We start from the raw sequence: 17516 nt of genomic DNA on the forward strand, positions 1-17516 counted from the left end.
GGGGCGCGGCGGTCAGGGCACCGGGCAGGCGAGGTGCGGCTCGACGTCCGCGGCGGCGGCGTCGCCGTACGCGGCCGCCAGCCGGCGCAGGAAGTCGGCGCGGCCCACGACGTACTCCTGGGTGCCGACGGTCTCGATGACGAGCGTGGCGAGCACCGAGCCGACCTGGGCGCACCGCTCGTCCGAGACGCCCCAAGCCGTGGCGGCGAGGAAGCCGGCCCGGTACGCGTCGCCGACCCCCGTCGGGTCGGCGAGGCGGACCTCGGCGGCGGTGGCGACCACGACCGGCGCCTCGCCCTTGCGCTCCACCCGCGAGCCGCGGGCGCCGAGCGTCGTCACGCGCACCGCCACCCGCTCGAGGATGTCGTCGGAGGACCAGCCGGTCTTCTGCTCGGTGAGGGCGGCCTCGTAGTCGTTGGTGAAGAGGTACGCCGCCCCGTCGACGAGGGTGCGGATCTCCGGCCCCTCCATCCGCGCGAGCTGCTGCGACGGGTCCGCGGCGAAGGCGAAGCCGCGCTCGCGGCACTCCTGGGTGTGGCGCACCATCGCCGCCGGGTCGTCGGCGCCGACGAGCACCAGGTCGAGGCCGCCGAGGCGCTCGGCCACCGGGCCGAGCTCGATGTCGCGCGCCTGCGACATCGCGCCGGCGTAGAACGACGCGATCTGGTTGTGCTCGCTGTCGGTGGTGCAGACGAAGCGGGCCGTGTGGTGCACGTCGGACACGAGCACCGACGCCGTGTCCACGCCGTGGCGCTCCAGCCAGGACCGGTAGTCGCCGAAGTCGGGTCCGACGGCGCCGACGAGGGCCGGGCGCAGGCCCAGGCAGCCCATGCCGAAGGCGATGTTCGCGCCGACCCCGCCGCGGCGGACCTCGAGGTGGTCGACGAGGAACGACAGCGACACCGTGTCCAGCTTCTCGGCGACGAGGGAGTCGGCGAAGCGGCCGGGGAAGGTCATGAGGTGGTCGGTCGCGATCGAGCCGGCGACGGCGATGCGCACGGGGCGGCCCTCCAGGGCGCGGGAGCGGGACCGGGACACCCTAGGCGACCGGGCGCCCCGCGAGGGTCGGCGACCCCGGCCGGCCGGGCCGCCCCCGCCGGGCCCCGGTCGGCCGGCGCTCAGCCCGCGGTGAGCGCGACGCCGTACGCCCGCCCGCCCCCGGCGTCGAGGACGCCCTCGACCCCCGGCACCGCGGTGGGCGCCCGCCGCGCGGCGGTCGCGCCGGCGCCGAGCTGACCGGCGTCGTCGTGGCCCCAGCGCACGAGCCGGCGCTCGGGGCCGGCCGCGACGTACGTGGTGTCGCGCCCGGCCCAGGCGTCGACCGCGCCGGCGACGCCGGGCACGGCGGCCGGGCGGGTGCGGTCGGTGGTCCCGGCGAGGCCGAGCTGGCCCCGGGCCGACTCGCCCCACGCCCGCACGGTGCCGTCGGCGAGGACGGCGACGCTGTGGTCGGCCCCGGCGGCCAGGGCCACCACCCCGGCGAGCCCCTCGACCGGCACGGGCGACGAGCGCGTGGTCCTCGTGCCGTCGCCGAGCTGCCCCGAGGCGTTCAGGCCCCAGGCCCACACCGAGCCGTCGGAGCGCAGGGCGAGCGCGTGGTTGCGTCCGGCGACCACGTCGACGACCCCGGTGAGCCCGGCGACGGCGACCGGCACGAGGCTGCGCTGCGCGGCCCCGCCGTCGCCCAGCTCGCCGTGGGTGTCGCTGCCCCAGGCGCGCACCCCGCCGCCGACGACGGCGTAGCTCATGTCGCGCCCGCCGGCGACCGCGCTCGCGCCGGCCAGCCCGGCGACGCGCACGGGCGCGGTCCGCTTCGCGGTGGACCCGTCGCCGAGCTGACCCAGCGAGCCCATGCCCCACGCCCACACGGCGCCGTCCACGAGGGCCAGCGAGTGGTAGTGGCCGGCCTCCACCTCGTCCACCCCGGCGAGCCCGGGGACGGTGCCGGGGACGGCGGCCGGGGACGTCGCGCCCACCGGGCGCCCCAGCGCGCCCTTGCGGGGGTCGCCCCAGCTGCGCACGCTCCCGCCCACGAGGGCCAGGACGTGCTCGCGCCCGCCCGCGACCTGCTCGACCCCGTCGAGCACGGGCCCGCCGAAGCTCGTGCGCCCGGCGGGCCCCGCGTCCCCGAGCTGGCCCAGGTCGTCCAGGCCCGTCGTCAGCACCCCGCCGGTCGCCGCCCCCGCGGGCCCGCCCGTGCCCGCCAGCAGCGCCAGCGCCGCCACCAGCGCGCCGCCCGCCCGCCCCGCCCCGCGCGTCCGTCGCACCGCGTCCCCCCGGGTCCGGCCGGCAGGTCACCGGCGTCCGGGCGCATCCTCCCTCGTGCGCGACCCGTGCGGGGCCCGGATGCGCGACGAGGCCGCCCCCGCCGGTGGCGGGGACGGCCTCGTCGTGCTGCGGCGCGCGGCGCCGGCGGCTCAGTGGAAGGAGTCGCCGCAGGCGCAGGAGCCCGTCGCGTTGGGGTTGTCGATGGTGAAGCCCTGCTTCTCGATGGTGTCGACGAAGTCGATCGACGCCCCCGAGAGGTACGGCGCGCTCATGCGGTCGGTGACGACCTTGACGGTGCCGAACTCCTTGACGACGTCGCCGTCGAGGGTGCGCTCGTCGAAGAAGAGCTGGTAGCGCAGGCCGGAGCAGCCGCCGGGCTGCACGGCCACGCGCAGCGCGAGGTCGTCGCGCCCCTCCTGCTCGAGCAGGGCCGCGACCTTGGAGGCGGCCGTGTCGCTGAGGACGATGCCGGTGCTGCTGTCCTGCTGCTGGTCCTGGACGGTCATGCGCGCTCCTGAGGTGGTCGGTGCTGGCCGCCGTCGCTGCCGGTGGCCCTCGTGGGGGCCAACGGGCCGCGGGCGCCGGGGCATTCCCCAGCGTACGCGCGGCGCGCGGGCTCCTCCGGTGGCCGCCGGGTGACGGGGACCACACCGCGGGGCCGCCCGCAGGTGGACGACGGGAGCGCCGGCGGGCGCCCCGCGTGGGACGATGGGCCCGTACCCCTCCGCGCCCGGCGCCGCCCGGCCGGCGCCCCGCTCGCCTGGAGACCCGGTGACCACCACCCCCGACGCGACCACGCCCCCCGCGCTGCTCGGCGTGGAGCCCACGCCGCTGGCCCGGCTCCTCCTCGGGCGCCGCGCCCCCCTCGACCTGGCCAGCGAGCGCGGCGTCGACTGCCCCGGCGACCTGCCGGCGGCGAGCGACCCGACGCTCGTCGCGCGGGCCCGGGCGGCCAAGGAGGCGCTCGGCGAGCGCGTCTTCGTCCTCGGGCACCACTACCAGCGCGACGAGGTCATCGCCTTCGCCGACGTCACCGGCGACTCGTTCAAGCTCGCGCGCGAGGCCGCGGCGCGGCCCGAGGCGCCGTACGTCGTCTTCTGCGGCGTGCACTTCATGGCCGAGTCCGCCGACATCCTCACCAGCGACGGGCAGCAGGTCGTCCTGCCCGACCTCGCCGCGGGCTGCTCGATGGCCGACATGGCGACCGACCTCCAGGTGCGCGAGTGCTGGGAGGCGCTGGAGGCGGCCGGCGCGGCGGCCACGACGGTGCCGGTGGCGTACATGAACTCCTCGGCGGCCATCAAGGCCTTCACCGGGCGCCACGGCGGCACGATCTGCACCTCCTCGAACGCCCGCCAGTCCCTGGAGTGGGCCTTCGGGCAGGGCGAGCGCGTGCTGTTCCTGCCCGACCAGCACCTCGGGCGCAACACCGCCGTCCTGCAGCTCGGGCTCGGCCTCGACGACTGCGTGGTCTGGGACCCGCACAAGCCCCACGGCGGGCTCGCCCCCGAGCAGCTGCGCGCGGCGAAGGTGGTCCTCTGGCGCGGGCACTGCTCGGTGCACGGGCGCTTCTCGGCGCAGAACGTGGCCGACGTGCGCGAGCGCGTCCCGGGCGTGACCGTGCTCGTGCACCCGGAGTGCCGGCACGAGGTGGTCACCGCCGCGGACCTCGTGGGCTCGACCGAGTTCATCATCAAGGCCCTCGACGAGGCGCCGAGCGGCTCGGCGTTCGCCGTCGGCACCGAGCTGAACCTCGTGTCGCGGCTCGCGCAGGCCCACCCCGACAAGCAGGTCGTCTTCCTCGACCGCACCGTCTGCTACTGCTCGACGATGAACCGGATCGACCTGCCGCACCTCGTCTGGGCGCTGGAGTCGCTCGTCGAGGGGCGGGTGCCGAACCGCATCGTCGTCGACGAGGACACCGCGCACTGGGCGCGCGTCGCCCTCGAGCGCATGCTGGCGCTGCCGGGCGTGCAGGCGCGGTCACTCCCCGCTCAGCGCTGAGGTGACGCCCGGCACGCCGCCGGGAAAACCGACGGTTGCCCCGGGAACCGGCCAGTAGGGTGCGGGGCGTGACCGACGCCCCGCCCCGCACGGTGCCCCGCGCGGCGTACGACGCGGCGGTCGCGCGCCTGCGGGCCCAGTACGCCGCGATCCCGCCCGGCGCGCCGGTGCGGCTGGCCAAGCGGACCTCGAACCTGTTCCGGCCGCGGGCCGCCACCGGCGTGCCGGGGCTGGACGTCTCCGCCTTCCACGGGGTCCTCTCGGTCGACACCGCCGCCCGCACCGCGGACGTGCTGGGGATGACGACGTACGAGGAGCTCGTCGACGCGACCCTCCCCCACGGGCTCATCCCCAAGGTCGTGCCGCAGCTGCGCACCATCACCCTCGGCGGGGCGGTGACCGGGCTCGGCATCGAGTCCACCTCGTTCCGCAACGGGCTGCCGCACGAGACCGTCCGCGAGCTGGAGGTGCTCACCGGCGACGGCCGGGTCGTGACCGCCACGCCGACCGGCGAGCACCGCGACCTCTTCCACGGGTTCCCGAACTCGTACGGGACCCTCGGCTACGCCCTGCGCCTCGTCATCGAGCTCGAGCCGGTGCCGTCGCACGTGCGCCTGCGGCACCTGCCCTTCCGCGGCCCCCGCGCGCTCGACGAGCTCTTCGCCGCCATGGGCGCGGCGGTGGACGCCCGGGAGGTCGACGGCGTGCGGGTCGACGGGCTCGACGCCACGCTCTTCTCGCCCGAGGAGGCGTACCTCACCGCCGCGACGTGGGAGGACGGCGCCCCGTACGCCTCCGACTACACCGGCATGGACGTCTACTACCGCTCGATCCCGGCCCGGCGCGAGGACCACCTCACCGTGCGCGACTACCTGTGGCGGTGGGACACCGACTGGTTCTGGTGCTCCAAGGCGTTCGGCGCCCAGGACCCGCGCGTGCGCCGGCTGTGGCCGAAGGCGAAGCTGCGCAGCGACACGTACTGGAGGCTGGTCGCGCTGGACGAGCGCACGGGCTTCAGCCGCCGCCTGGACCGCGTCCGCGGGCGACCCCCGCGCGAGAAGGTGATCCAGGACGTGGAGATCCCGCTCGACCGGGCAGCGGGCTTCGCGCGGTGGCTCGACGGCGAGGTGGGCATGCGGCCGGTGTGGGCGTGCCCGCTGCGCCAGCACGACCCCACGACGACGTGGGACCTCTACCCCTTCGAGAGCTCGACGACCTACGTGAACTTCGGCTTCTGGGGCACCGTGCCCCTGGCGCCGGGCGAGGTCGACGGGCACCACGACCGGCGCATCGAGGCGCGGGTCGACGCGCTGGGCGGGCGCAAGTCCCTGTACTCGCGGGCCTACTACGCCCCGGAGGACTTCTGGCGCCTCTACGGGGGTGCCGCCTACGCCCGGCTCAAGGACACGTACGACGCGGACGGGCGCCTGCTCGACCTCTACGCCAAGTGCGTGGGCGGCCGCTGACGCTCCAGGACGGAGGCAGGACGGATGGCAGTGAGGACGGGTCGCCCCCGGCTCTCGATCGCCGAGGCGCTCTCGCGGGTGCTCGGCGGTGACGCGCCGATCGAGTTCTCGGCGTACGACGGCAGCCGCTCCGGGCCGCCGGAGGCCAGCGTGCGGGTGGAGCTGCGCTCCCCCCGGGCGCTGTCGTACCTCGTGGGCTCCCCCGGGGGGCTGGGCCTCGGCCGGGCGTACGTCGCCGGCGAGCTCGACGTGCACGGCGACATCTACGAGGGGCTGCGCGCGCTCGCCACGACGGGCATCGGCAACCTGACCTGGCAGGGCCGGCTCGAGGTGCTCCGCGCGCTCGACCCGCGGGCGCTGCGCCCGGTCGCGCCCCCGCCGGAAGAGGTGCGCCGCTCGTTCCTCGGGGTCGGCCCGCGCCACACCCCGATGCGCGACGGGCGGGTCATCTCGCACCACTACGACGTGTCGAACCGCTTCTACCGCTGGGTCCTCGGCCCCTCGATGGCGTACACCTGCGCGGTCTACCCCCGCAAGGAGGCCACGCTCGAGGAGGCGCAGGAGGAGAAGTTCGACCTCGTGTGCCGCAAGCTCGGCCTCGAGCGGGGCCAGCGCCTGCTCGACGTGGGCTGCGGCTGGGGCGGGATGGTCATGCACGCCGCCGAGCACTACGGCGTCAAGGCCCTCGGCGTGACGCTCTCGCGCGAGCAGGCGGCGTACGCGCAGGAGGAGATCCGCCGCCGCGGCCTCCAGGGGCTCGCGGAGGTGCGGCACAGCGACTACCGCGCGGTGCACGAGGACGGCTTCGACGCCGTCAGCTCCATCGGGCTCACCGAGCACATCGGCAAGGCCCAGCTGGGGGCGTACGCCCGGCACCTGCACGCCCGGCTGCGCCCTGGCGGCCGGCTGCTCAACCACTGCATCATGCGGCCCACCACCAAGGGACCCTCGGTGGTCAAGCGCGGCTTCATCAACCGGTACGTCTTCCCGGACGGCGAGCTCGAGGGCCTCGGGACCGTGGTGGGCGCGCTGCAGGACCACGGCCTCGAGGTGCGCCACGAGGAGGGCCTGCGCGAGCACTACGCCTTGACGCTGCGCGACTGGGGCCGCAACCTCGACGAGCACTGGGACGACGCCGTCGCCGAGATCGGCGAGGGCAAGGCGCGGGTGTGGCGGGTCTACATGGCCGGCTCGCGGCTCGGCTTCGAGCGCGGGTCGATAGAGCTGCACCAGGTGCTGTGCGTCAAGGCCGACCGCGGCGACGCCCGCTTCGCGCTGCGCCCCGACTTCGAGCGGCCCCGCCCCTGACCGCTGCCGCCCCCGGCGCTCGGTCGCGGCGGGGTCAGGCCCCTTCCCGCCCGCGACCGCCTCAGGCGGACGGGCCGGCGGCGAGCTCGGCGAGCAGCAGCGCCTCGGCGAGGCAGACCTTCGCGAACTCGCCGAGGTGCAGGCTCTCGTCGGCGCCGTGCGCCCGGCTGTCGGGGTCCTCGACCCCGGTGACGAGGATCGCGGCGTCCGGGAAGGCCTCGGCGAAGGCCGCGATGAAGGGGATCGAGCCGCCGATCCCGGTGTCCACCGCGTCCCGGCCCCACGCCGCGGCGAACGCCCGGCGCGCCGCCGCCTCGGCCCAGCCGTCCGGGCCGGTCGAGAACGGCTCCCCGGTGCTGCCGTCGGACACCGTGACCCGCGCGCCCCAGGGGGCGTGCGCGCGCAGGTGCTCCCCCAGCGCGGCGAGGGCCCGGCCCGCGTCGTCGCCCGGCGCGACCCGCAGCGAGACCTTCGCGCGGGCGACCGGGACGAGCGTGTTCGACGCGCTCGCCACGGGCGTCGCGTCGAGGCCCACCACGGCGACGGCCGGGCGCGTCCACAGCCGCTCGGTGAGCGCGCCGGAGCCGATGAGCTCGACGCCCTCGACGACGCCGGCGTCGGCGCGCAGCTGCTCCTCGGTGAGGTCGAGCGGGTCGGCCGGGCCGGTGACGAGGCCGGGCACGGCCACGTCCCCGCGCTCGTCGTGCAGCGTCGCGAGCAGGCGGCACAGCGCGGTGAGCGCGTCGGGGACCGGGCCGCCGTACATGCCGCTGTGCACCGCGTGCTCCAGCGTGCGGACCTCGACGACGCAGTCCGCGAGCCCGCGCAGCGTCCGGGTGAGCGCCGGGACGCCCACCCGCCAGTTGGTCGAGTCGGCGAGCACCATGGCGTCGGCGGCGAGCAGGTCGCGGTGCTCGGCGAGGAACGCCGCGAGCGTCGGCGAGCCGACCTCCTCCTCGCCCTCGACGAGCACGGTGACCCCCACCGGGGGCCGGCCGTCCCAGGCGCGCAGCGCCGCCAGGTGCGCCGCGACGCCGGCCTTGTCGTCGGCCGCGCCCCGGGCGTAGAGCCGCCCGTCGCGCTCGACGGGCTCGAACGGGTCATCGGTCCAGTCCGCCCGCGCCCCCGTCGGCTGCACGTCGTGGTGCGCGTAGAGCAGGACGGTCGGCGCGCCCTGCGGCGCGGGCCAGCGCGCGACGACCGCGGGTGCGCCGCCGTCGGCGGCGAGCACCCGGACGTCCTGCGACCCCGCCGCGCGCAGCAGCCGCGCGGTCTCCTCGGCGCTGCGCAGCACGTCGTCGGCGCGCGCGGGGTCGGCGCTCACCGAGGGGATGCGCACGAGCGCCTCGAGGTCGGCGCGGACGGACGGCAGGACGCGCTCGATCGCGGCGCGCAGGTCGGGCTGCTGCGGGGTCACCGACCGACCCTAGCGAGCGGACGCGCCGGCCCCCCGCCCGGTCAGAGCCCCGGCGCGCCCCAGACCGGGAACCAGCGCGAGAGGTCCTGCTCGACCCGCAGGTCGTCGGTGAGGAGGCCGCGCACCTGCAGCTCCAGGGCGTTGTCGCGCCGCTCGGGACCGCTCGGGGCGAAGGGGTAGAAGGCCCCGCGCTTGTAGAGGTAGACCAGCGCGAGCCGCCGGCCCCGGTCGTCGGCGAACCCGACAATCGAGCAGAGCAGCTGCGGGCCGAAGCCCTGCCCCTCCAGCGTGGTGTTCACCGCGTGCAGGTCGGTGACCAGCCCGGCGACGTCCCCCGGATCGTGCCGCACGAGCAGCCAGGTGTAGCCGTACGGGTCCTGGGACCGCTCCACGGGCGGGCCGTCGTCGGCGTCGAGCAGCGCCTGCACCTCGCGCTCCGTGCTCGCGAAGGCCCCGCCCTCGGCGGCCCGGAAGGCCACCGAGCCCAGGCCCGTCGGGCGGAAGCCCGCCGAGGCCTCGAGGGTCAGCGCCGCCGACGGGACGCCGAAGAGCTGGTCGAGGTCGGGCTTGACCGGCGTGGTCCGTCCCAGCAGCTTGTCGAGGAAGCCCACCGTCAGCCCCTCACGAGAGCGGCCGGCCCAGGTCGGCGGAGATCCGCGCGAGCTGGGCGAGCCGCTGCTCGGTGGACGGGTGCGTGGAGAACAGCGTCGAGATGCTGAAGCCGGGCGCCACGGCCGGGGTGAAGAAGAAGGCGTTGAACGGCTCGGCCTGGCGCAGGTCGCGCTGCGGGATGCGGGCCATCTGGCCCGAGATCTTGGTCAGCGCGCTGGCCAGGGCCGAGGGCTGCGCGGTGAGGATCGCCGCCGCCCGGTCCGCGGCCAGCTCGCGGTAGCGGGACAGCGCCCGGGTGAGGAGGAACGACAGGGCGTACACGACGATGCTCACGAGCATGATGACCAGCCACACCGGCGGCTGGTTGTCGTTGCGGCGGCCCCCGGAGCCCATCGACGACCACATGGCCGAGCGGGTCAGGAAGCCGGCGAGCACGCCGACGAACGACGCGACCGTCATGACCGTCACGTCGCGGTGCGCGACGTGCGACAGCTCGTGCGCGAGCACCGCCTCCAGCTCGTCGCGCTCGAGCCGGCGCAGGATGCCGGTGGTGCAGCACACCACCGCGCGCTCGGGCGAGCGGCCGGTGGCGAACGCGTTGGGCACGTCGGTGTCGGCGATCGCCACCTTCGGCTTGGGCATGTCCGCCAGGGCGCAGAGCCGGTCGACCATGGCGTGCAGCTCGGGCGCCTGCTGCGGCGTCACCTCGTGCCCGCCCATGGCGTAGAGCGCCACGCGGTCGCTGAAGAACCACTGCGCGAGCAGGAAGACGACGACGAGCACGAGGCCGACGCCGCCCAGGAACCGGACGAGCACCGCACCGAGCACCACGAAGAGCAGGCCGAGCAGGAACATCGTCAGGCCCATGCGGGCGGAGAGCCCCCGGTCGGGGGCGAAGCGCGTGCGCGCCAAGGGGTCGTGCCTCCTCGTGGAGTGGGTCTAGCCGGGGATGACGCCGTCGTCGAGGAGCAGCGCGCGCACCTCGTCGACGTGCGCGTCGTCGCCCGGCAGGATCGCGTCGGACGCGTCGAGGTCCTCGTCGGGCAGCAGCTCGCCGGCCTGGCGCACGTGGTCGAGCAGGCCGGTCAGGGCGCGGCGGAAGGTGTCGTCGTCGTCGGTGGCGACCGCCTCCTCGAGCGCGTCGTCCAGCGCCTGCAGCTGCTCGACGGCGTCGTCGGGGACGAGGTACTGGCCGTCGCCGAGGATCCGGATGATCACGCCTGGTCCCCCTCGCGCGGCTGCTGCGCGGCCTGCGGCTGGGCCGCCGGCTGCGCGGCGGGGGCGCCGGCCTCGAGCTGCTGCGGCGCCGCCGAGCCCGCGAGCTCGCCCTTCATGCGCTGCAGCTCCAGCTCCACGTCGCTGCCGGAGGACAGCCGCTCGAGCTCGAGGGTGATGTCGTCCTTCGACGTGCCGGTGGGGTCGTCGAGCGCGCCCGAGGCCATGAGCTCGTCGATCGCGCCGGCGCGGGCCTGCATGCTCGCGGTCTTGTCCTCCGCGCGCTGGATGGCCAGGCCGACGTCGCCCATCTCCTCGGAGATGCCGCTGAACGCCTCGCCGATGCGCGTCTGCGCCTCGGCCGCGGTGTACGTCGCCTTGATCGTCTCCTTGCGGGTGCGGAAGGCGTCGACCTTGGCCTGCAGGCGCTGCGAGGCGAGGGTGAGCTTCTCCTCCTCGCCCTGCAGGGCGGCGTACTGCGTCTGCAGGTCCGTCAGCTGCTGCTGCAGCCCGGAGCGGCGGGTGAGCGCCTCGCGGGCGAGGTCCTCCCGGCCCGCGGCCAGCGCCTGGCGGCCCTGGCCCTGGAGCTTGTCGGACTGCTGCTGGAGCCCGTTCATCTGCAGCTCGAGGCGCTTGCGCGACGTGGCGACGTCGGCGACGCCGCGGCGCACCTTCTGGAGCAGCTCGAGCTGCTTCTGGTACGAGTAGTCCAGCGTCTCGCGCGGGTCCTCCGCGCGGTCGAGCGCCTTGTTGGCCTTCGCGGAGAAGACCATCGACATCCGCTTCATGAGTCCCATGGAGGGGCTCCCCCTTCACCTCGGCGCGCTCCGGTGCCCTGACGTCCCGTCCCGGACGCGACCACACTAGGGGTGACGATCGGGACGGGCGAGGGATTCCCCGGCGGGCCGGGGACAAGCCAGGGTCGCAGCACGGGACGACCCCGGGTCGGGCCGGGGGTCGGCCCGGGGTCCTCCCCGGGGGTCGTCCCGGCGCGGGCGCCGGGCGGCGCCGCCGGGGCCGCCGTCCACCTATCCTGGGCGCGTGTTCGGACGCCGCTCCTCCCAGACCGCCCAGGACCCCGCCCCCGCCGCGACGGGGGCCACCGCGCTGCAGCCCGAGCGCGGCACCGGGACGGGCAAGGGGCGCCCGACGCCGAAGCGCTCCGAGGCCGAGGCCGCGCGGCGCCAGCGGGCCAAGCCGCCGGCGAGCCGGCGCGAGGCCGCCAAGCGCATGCGCGAGGACGCGCGGGCCGAGCGGCTGCGCCGGCGCCAGGCGCTCGTGTCGGGGGACGAGCGCTACCTGCCGGCGCGCGACAAGGGCCCGGTGCGCGCCTTCGTGCGCGACTTCATCGACGCGCGGCGCAGCGTGGCCGAGTTCTTCATCGTCGTCGCGCTCGCGGTGCTGGTGCTCAGCGTCGTCGCCCCGCCGCTGGGCCTCGTGGTCGTCGCCAACGCGGCGTTCCTGCTGTGGACCGTGATGCTCGTGCTCATCGTCCTGGACTCGGTCGTCCTCGGCACCCGCCTGAAGAAGGAGGTGCGCCGGCGCTTCCCGGACGAGACGACGAAGGGCGCGGTGGCGTACGGGCTGATGCGCAGCACCCAGCTGCGCCGCCTGCGCCTGCCGGCGCCGAGGGTGAAGCCGGGCGCCGTCGTCTGAGCCGTCGTGCGACCCCGCCGTGGCGGGGGCCGCGGGGGTGGGCGAGGGTGGCGCCATGGAGTTCCGCCACCTGGGCCGCAGCGGCCTGATGATCAGCGAGATCGCGTACGGCAACTGGCTCACCCACGGGAGCCAGGTCGAGGAGGAGGCGGCGTTCGCCTGCGTGCACGCCGCCCTCGACGCCGGCATCACCACCTTCGACACCGCCGACGTCTACGCCGGCACCCGGGCCGAGGAGGTGCTCGGGCGCGCCCTGCAGGGCCAGCGCCGCGAGGGCCTGGAGGTCTTCACCAAGGTCTACTGGCCCACGGGCCCGGGGCCGAACGACCGCGGCCTGTCGCGCAAGCACGTCATGGAGTCGATCCACGGGTCGCTGCGCCGGCTGCGCACCGACTACGTCGACCTCTACCAGGCGCACCGCTACGACGTGGAGACCCCGCTCGAGGAGACGATGCAGGCGTTCGCCGACATCGTCCACCAGGGCAAGGCCCACTACATCGGCGTCTCGGAGTGGACCGCCGAGCAGATCCGCGAGGGCCACGCGCTGGCGCAGCAGCTGGGCATCCAGCTGGTGTCGAGCCAGCCCCAGTACTCCGCCCTGTGGCGGGTCATCGAGGGCGAGGTCGTGCCGACCTGCCGCGAGCTCGGCATCGGCCAGATCGTGTGGTCGCCCATCGCGCAGGGCGTGCTCACCGGCAAGTACCGGCCCGGCGCGGAGCCGCCGGCGGGCTCGCGGGCGACGGACCAGAACGGCGGCGCGGGCATGATCGCGCGCTGGATGCGCGACGACGTGCTCGAGCGGGTGCAGGAGCTGCGCCCGGTCGCGGACGACCTCGGCATGTCGATGGCGGCGCTCGCCGTGGCCTGGGTGCTGCAGAACGACGGCGTCTCCGCGGCGATCATCGGCGCCTCGCGCCCGGAGCAGGTGCACGACAACGTCAAGGCCGCCGGCGTGCGCCTGTCCCCCGACGTCATGGCGCGCATCGAGGAGGTCCTGGCGCCGGTCGCCGAGACCGACCCGGCCCGCACCGCGGCGGGGGCCCCGCAGCAGCGCCCCTGAGGGTGCCCCCCCGGCGGCCCCGCGGGGACGCCGGGCGCGGGGGCGGGCGTCAGGACGCCGGGTCGAGGCTCATCGGCCCGTAGACCGTGCGCCCGTCCTCGCGCAGCACCACCTGGGCGACGCCGCGCTCGCGCAGCTCGCGCCACGTCTCGCCGAGCCACGACTCGGCGTCGGCCTGCGTCGGGAAGCCCTCGCGCGGCAGTCCCGGGTCGTCCACCTCGGCGCCCTCGGGCGTCTCGTAGCGCCAGGTCCACGACGTCGCCACGGCTGCTCCTCCCCGCCGGGCGCCGGCGCGCCCGCGCGCCGGCCACTGTGCCAGAGCCGGCGGCGGGCGGCCCGCGGGAGGATGGGGGCCCGGCGAGGAGACGGAGGTGGGCCGTGGAGGTCGTCCTGCTCGGCACGGGCGGCGCCGCCGGCTGCCCGCGCCCGACGTGCGCGTGCCCGACGTGCTCGGCCCTGCGGCAGCGGGGGGCGTGGCACGGTCCGACCGCCGTCCTGGTGGACGGCGCCCTGCTGCTCGGCGGCGGGCCGCACGTGGTCGCGGCCGCCGCGCGCGCGGGGCGCTCCCTGGCCGGGCTGGGCCGGGTCGTCGCGCTGCCGGGCACCGCGGGCGCACCGGCCCCGGTCGCCCCGGTGCCGCCGCACGCGCTGCGCCAGCCGGCGCCCGGCGTCGTCGACGTGCGCGGCCCGGACGGCGACCGGCTGCTGCTCGCCGCCGCACCGCTCGGCCCCCCCGTCCTCGACGCGACGGCCGGGGCCGCGTACGACGTCGTGGTGCTCGCCCTCCCGCTCGCCGCGGCGGTCCCCGCCCTCGCGGCGCTGCGCGCCTCCGGCGCGGCCGCGCCGCGCACCCGCGTGGTGCTCGCCGGCCTGGACCACGACGCCCCGCCGCCGGACGAGCTGGCGCGCCGGGCCCGCGCGTGGGGCGTGCAGGTCGGTGAGGACGGCCTCGTGGTGGGCGGCCCCGCGGCACCGCCCCGGCCGCACCGGGTCCTCGTCCTCGGCGGGGCGCGCTCCGGCAAGTCGCTGGAGGCCGAGCGGCGCCTGGGCGCCGAGCCGCGCGTGCGCTACGTCGCCACCGCGCCGGACCGCCCGGGCGACGCCGAGTGGGCCGAGCGGGTCGCCGCGCACCGCGCCCGGCGGCCGCCCGGCTGGCGCACCACCGAGACGTCCGACGTCGCCGGGGCGCTCGCCGTGCCCGGGCCTCCGCTGCTCGTCGACTGCCTCGGGCTCTGGCTCACCGGCGTGGTCGACGGCGCCGGGCCGGGGGCCTGGGACGGCGACCCCGCGGCCCGCGAGCGGGTGCGCCGGCGGGTCGACGAGCTCGTCACCGCCTGGTCGGGCGCCGCCGCTCCCGTCGTCGCGGTGAGCAACGAGGTCGGCAGCGGCGTCGTCCCGGCCACCGCGTCGGGACGGCTGTTCCGCGACGAGCTCGGACGGCTCAACGCGCTCGTCGCCGCGGCGAGCGACGAGGTGCTGCTCGTCGTGGCCGGGCAGGCCCTGCGCCTGCGCTGAGCGGGGCCCCTAGGCTCGGCGCCCGTGACCGACACCCCCGCCCCCCCGGAGCAGCCCGAGCACGGGGCGGCCGCGGCGCCGGAGGGCGCCGGCGGCGCCACCGCCCTCGTCGACCTCGACCGGCTGTCCCAGTCGGTGCGGCGCCCGGACGAGGGCGCGCGCACCGCGGCCCGCGAGCGCCAGGGCGCGCTCATCAAGCCCGCGGGGGCGCTCGGGCGCCTGGAGGAGCTGTCGGTCTGGCTGGCCGGCGCCCAGGGCGCGAGCCCCCCGCGGCCGCTGGAGCGGGTGCGCGTCGTCGTCTTCGCCGGCGACCACGGCATCGCCCGGGCCGGCGTCTCGGCGTACCCGCCCGAGGTCACCGCGCAGATGGTGGCGGGGATCCTCGCCGGGTCGGCGGCCGTCAGCGTCCTCGCCCGCACCCTCGGCGCGTCGGTGCGCGTGGTGGACATGGCCGTCGACGCGGACACGCCGCCCGAGGTGTCCGCGCACAAGGTGCGCCGCGGCTCGGGCCGCATCGACGTCGAGGACGCCCTGACCCGCGGCGAGGCGGAGGCCGCCTTCCGGGCCGGCATGCAGGTCGCCGACGAGGAGGTCGACGCCGGCGCGGACCTGCTGGTCCCCGGGGACATGGGGATCGGCAACACCACGCCCGCGGCGGTGCTCACGGGGGTGCTCACGGCCAACGACGCGGCCACCGTCATGGGCCGCGGCACGGGCATCGACGACCGCACGTGGATGGTGAAGTGCGCCGCGGTGCGCGACGCGATGCGCCGCACCCGCGCGGTGCTGGGCGACCCGGTGCAGGTGCTGGCGACGGGCGGCGGGGCGGACATCGCGGCGATGGCCGGCTTCCTCGTGCAGGCCGCCGCCCGGCGCACCCCGGTGCTCCTCGACGGGGTCGTCAGCGGCGCGGCGGCGCTCGTCGGGCAGCGGGTGTCGTACCGGGCCGTGGACTGGTGGCAGGCCGGGCACCTGTCGACGGAGCCCGCGCACCGCAAGGCGCTCGACCGGCTCTCGCTGGTGCCGCTCGTCGACCAGGGCCTGCGGCTCGGCGAGGGCACCGGCGCGCTGCTGGCGCTGCCGCTGCTGCGCGCAGCGCAGGCGACGCTCGCCGAGATGGCGACGTTCGAGGAGGCGGGGGTCTCCGGCCCCGCGGCGGGGTGAGGGGCGCCCGGCTGGCCCTCGGCCTGCTGACCGTCGTCCCCGCAGGGGCGCCGCCGGTCGACCGGCGCACCGCCGCCGCGGCCATGCTCTGGGCACCGGCGCTGGGGCTCGCCCTCGGCGCGGCGCTGCTCGCGGGCGGGGCGGCCCTCGGGCTGCTCGGGCTGGGTCCCGCGCTGCTCGCCGTCGCCGGCATGGCCGGGCTCGCCCTGCTCACGCGGGGGCTGCACCTCGACGGCCTGGCCGACACCGCCGACGGCCTGGGCAGCGGGCGGCCCGCCGAGGGCGCGCTGGAGGTCATGCGCCGCTCCGACGTCGGTCCCTTCGGCGTCGTCGTGCTCGTGCTCGTGCTCCTGGCCGACGCGGCCGCCCTCGCCCAGCTCGTCGCCGCCGGCTGGGGCCCCCTCGCCGCCCTCGCCCCCGCGGCGGGGCGCCTCGCCCTGCCGCTGGCCTGCCGCGCCGGGGTGCCCGCGGCGCGGCCCGGCGGCCTGGGCGCGCTCGTGGCCGGGTCCGTGCCGCGTCCGGCGGCGGCCGCCGCCGCGCTGGGCACCGCCGGGGCGCTCGCGGCGGCCGGCGCGCTCGCCGGCGCGGCGACCGGCGCGGGCGGCGCCCTGCACGGCGCCCTCGCCGGGGCCGCCGCCGCCGCCGCGGGCGCCGCCGCGGCGCTGGTGCTGCTCCGCCGGTGCGTGCGCCGGCTCGGCGGGACGACGGGCGACGTGCTCGGCGCGTGCGTCGAGACGGCCCAGTGCGCCGCGCTCGTGGCCCTCGTCGCCGTCGTCGCCGCTCCGTAGGTTAGGGTCGCCTTCCCTACTCTGACGACGAGACGGAGCACCCCCGCATGACCCTGCGCCTCGCCCTCCGGGCGACCGCCGCCGCAGCGGCGGCCCTGCTGGCCCTCGCCGGCTGCAGCACCGGCTCGGAGGAGCCGGAGGCCGAGGCCACCGCGGCCGCCGGTGCCGACGGCTTCCCCGTCACGGTCGCCACCGCCTTCGGCGACGTCACCGTCGAGGAGGAGCCGCAGCGGGTCGTCGCGCTGGGCTGGTCCGACGCCGAGACCGCGCTCGCGCTGGGCGTCCAGCCCGTCGGGGCCACCGACTGGCTCGGGTTCGGCGGCGAGGGCGTCGGCCCGTGGGCCGAGGGCCTCTACGAGGAGGCGCCGGAGATCCTCCCGACGACCGACCTCGACCCCGAGGCCGTCGCGGCGCTGCAGCCGGACCTCATCCTCGACACCCGCCAGGACGGCGACCAGGCGCGCTACGACGCCCTGTCGCAGATCGCGCCGGTCGTCGGCCCGCCCGAGGGCGTCATCGAGTACGGCACGACCTGGCAGCAGCAGGTCGACCTCGTCGCGCAGGCCCTCGGCCGCACCGAGGAGGGCGAGCAGCTCACCGAGGAGACCGAGGCCGCGATCGCCGAGGCGCGCGAGGCGCACCCCGGGTTCGAGGGCACCGAGGTCGCCGTCGGCGCCTACTTCGCCGGCCAGTACGGCGCGTACGTCCGCGGCGACTCGCGCGTCGACCTCATGGAGCAGCTCGGGTTCACCAACTCCCCCGAGGTCGAGGCGCTGGCCGACGGCAGCTCCTTCTACGTCAACGTGGCGCGCGAGCGGCTGGACGTGCTCGACGCCGACCTGAGCGTGGTGTTCCCCATCGGCGACGTCGTCGAGGAGCTGCGCGGCGACGAGCTGCTCCAGGGCATCGGCTCGGCGCAGGCGGGCCGCCTGGTGGTCCTGGAGGACCCGGCGCTGGTCAACGCGTTCTCCAGCGGGTCCGCGCTCGGCATCCGGTACGCCGTCGAGGAGGCGGTGCCGCTCTTCGCGCAGGCGCTCGCCTGA

The 17516-nt window shown here is 77.0% G+C and carries 18 protein-coding genes; 9 read left to right on the forward strand and 9 right to left on the reverse strand.

The features are described 5' to 3' along the window. Positions 1–12: 12 nt before the first annotated feature. The 3 genes from D5H78_RS06565 to D5H78_RS06575 form a co-directional block, all read right to left on the reverse strand. A complete protein-coding gene (locus D5H78_RS06565; RefSeq protein ID WP_119949621.1) occupies positions 13–999 on the reverse strand; it encodes a carbohydrate kinase family protein in 987 nt (328 codons plus the stop codon). Between the two features lie 119 nt (positions 1000–1118). After that, on the reverse strand, positions 1119–2267 hold the full coding sequence (locus D5H78_RS06570; protein ID WP_133412010.1) for an RCC1 domain-containing protein: 1149 nt from the start codon (positions 2265–2267) through the stop codon (positions 1119–1121). Positions 2268–2417: 150 nt separating this feature from the next. Continuing rightward, a complete protein-coding gene (locus D5H78_RS06575) occupies positions 2418–2774 on the reverse strand; it encodes a HesB/IscA family protein (protein WP_119949623.1) in 357 nt (118 codons plus the stop codon). Between the two features lie 265 nt (positions 2775–3039). Between D5H78_RS06575 and nadA the strand changes: the two genes are divergently transcribed. From nadA to D5H78_RS06590, 3 genes are all read left to right on the forward strand, one after another. Further along, positions 3040–4272 carry a quinolinate synthase NadA gene (gene nadA, locus D5H78_RS06580; RefSeq protein ID WP_218566312.1) on the forward strand — a complete coding sequence of 411 codons (1233 nt, stop codon included), beginning with the start codon at positions 3040–3042 and terminating at the stop codon, positions 4270–4272. Positions 4273–4340: 68 nt separating this feature from the next. Further along, positions 4341–5738 (forward strand): FAD-binding oxidoreductase, encoded by a 1398-nt coding sequence (locus D5H78_RS06585; RefSeq protein ID WP_218566313.1) that lies wholly within the window; start codon positions 4341–4343, stop codon positions 5736–5738. A gap of 30 nt (positions 5739–5768) precedes the next feature. Continuing rightward, positions 5769–7046 carry an SAM-dependent methyltransferase gene (locus tag D5H78_RS06590; RefSeq protein WP_218566314.1) on the forward strand — a complete coding sequence of 426 codons (1278 nt, stop codon included), beginning with the start codon at positions 5769–5771 and terminating at the stop codon, positions 7044–7046. Positions 7047–7107: 61 nt separating this feature from the next. On the opposite strand, the gene D5H78_RS06595 is transcribed toward D5H78_RS06590, so the two are convergent. The 5 genes from D5H78_RS06595 to D5H78_RS06615 are packed head-to-tail and all read right to left on the reverse strand — an operon-like array spanning position 7108 to position 11078. Next, positions 7108–8463, reverse strand: coding sequence for a dipeptidase (locus D5H78_RS06595; protein WP_119949627.1), 1356 nt, complete (start codon positions 8461–8463; stop codon positions 7108–7110). Between the two features lie 41 nt (positions 8464–8504). Further along, entirely contained in the window at positions 8505–9074 is a 570-nt protein-coding gene (gene pspAB / locus D5H78_RS06600) for a PspA-associated protein PspAB (RefSeq protein ID WP_119949628.1), read from the reverse strand. A gap of 10 nt (positions 9075–9084) precedes the next feature. Then, positions 9085–9987 carry a zinc metalloprotease HtpX gene (htpX, locus tag D5H78_RS06605; protein ID WP_165865628.1) on the reverse strand — a complete coding sequence of 301 codons (903 nt, stop codon included), beginning with the start codon at positions 9985–9987 and terminating at the stop codon, positions 9085–9087. A gap of 27 nt (positions 9988–10014) precedes the next feature. Next, complete coding sequence (gene pspAA, locus D5H78_RS06610; RefSeq protein WP_119949629.1) at positions 10015–10293, reverse strand: PspA-associated protein PspAA; 279 nt, start codon at positions 10291–10293, stop codon at positions 10015–10017. Next, positions 10290–11078, reverse strand: coding sequence for a PspA/IM30 family protein (locus D5H78_RS06615; RefSeq protein WP_119949630.1), 789 nt, complete (start codon positions 11076–11078; stop codon positions 10290–10292). The genes pspAA and D5H78_RS06615 overlap by 4 nt, the downstream gene beginning before the upstream one ends. A 253-nt stretch (positions 11079–11331) precedes the next feature. On the opposite strand from D5H78_RS06615, the gene D5H78_RS06620 reads away from it, so the two are divergent. After that, on the forward strand, positions 11332–11946 hold the full coding sequence (locus D5H78_RS06620) for a DUF3043 domain-containing protein (RefSeq protein WP_218566316.1): 615 nt from the start codon (positions 11332–11334) through the stop codon (positions 11944–11946). 55 nt (positions 11947–12001) lie between these two features. Beyond that, positions 12002–13006, forward strand: a complete 1005-nt coding sequence (locus D5H78_RS06625) for an aldo/keto reductase family protein (RefSeq protein WP_119949631.1) — start codon at positions 12002–12004, stop codon at positions 13004–13006. A 49-nt stretch (positions 13007–13055) separates the two neighbouring features. Here D5H78_RS06625 and D5H78_RS06630 read toward each other — a convergent pair whose 3' ends face one another. Further along, a complete protein-coding gene (locus tag D5H78_RS06630; protein WP_119949632.1) occupies positions 13056–13271 on the reverse strand; it encodes a hypothetical protein in 216 nt (71 codons plus the stop codon). Positions 13272–13384: 113 nt separating this feature from the next. Here D5H78_RS06630 and D5H78_RS19955 point away from each other — a divergent pair, with 113 nt between their 5' ends. The 4 genes from D5H78_RS19955 (at position 13385) to D5H78_RS06650 (ending at position 17516) form a co-directional block, all read left to right on the forward strand. Beyond that, a complete protein-coding gene (locus D5H78_RS19955; RefSeq protein ID WP_119949633.1) occupies positions 13385–14521 on the forward strand; it encodes a bifunctional adenosylcobinamide kinase/adenosylcobinamide-phosphate guanylyltransferase in 1137 nt (378 codons plus the stop codon). Between the two features lie 123 nt (positions 14522–14644). Then, entirely contained in the window at positions 14645–15685 is a 1041-nt protein-coding gene (gene cobT, locus D5H78_RS06640; protein ID WP_342782431.1) for a nicotinate-nucleotide--dimethylbenzimidazole phosphoribosyltransferase, read from the forward strand. Further along, complete coding sequence (locus D5H78_RS06645) at positions 15682–16473, forward strand: adenosylcobinamide-GDP ribazoletransferase (RefSeq protein WP_119949635.1); 792 nt, start codon at positions 15682–15684, stop codon at positions 16471–16473. Before cobT ends, D5H78_RS06645 begins: the two co-directional genes overlap by 4 nt. A 47-nt stretch (positions 16474–16520) precedes the next feature. Beyond that, complete coding sequence (locus tag D5H78_RS06650) at positions 16521–17516, forward strand: iron-siderophore ABC transporter substrate-binding protein (RefSeq protein ID WP_119949636.1); 996 nt, start codon at positions 16521–16523, stop codon at positions 17514–17516.

This window comes from Vallicoccus soli, from assembly GCF_003594885.1.
GTDB classification, from domain to species: Bacteria; Actinomycetota; Actinomycetes; order Motilibacterales; family Motilibacteraceae; genus Vallicoccus; species Vallicoccus soli.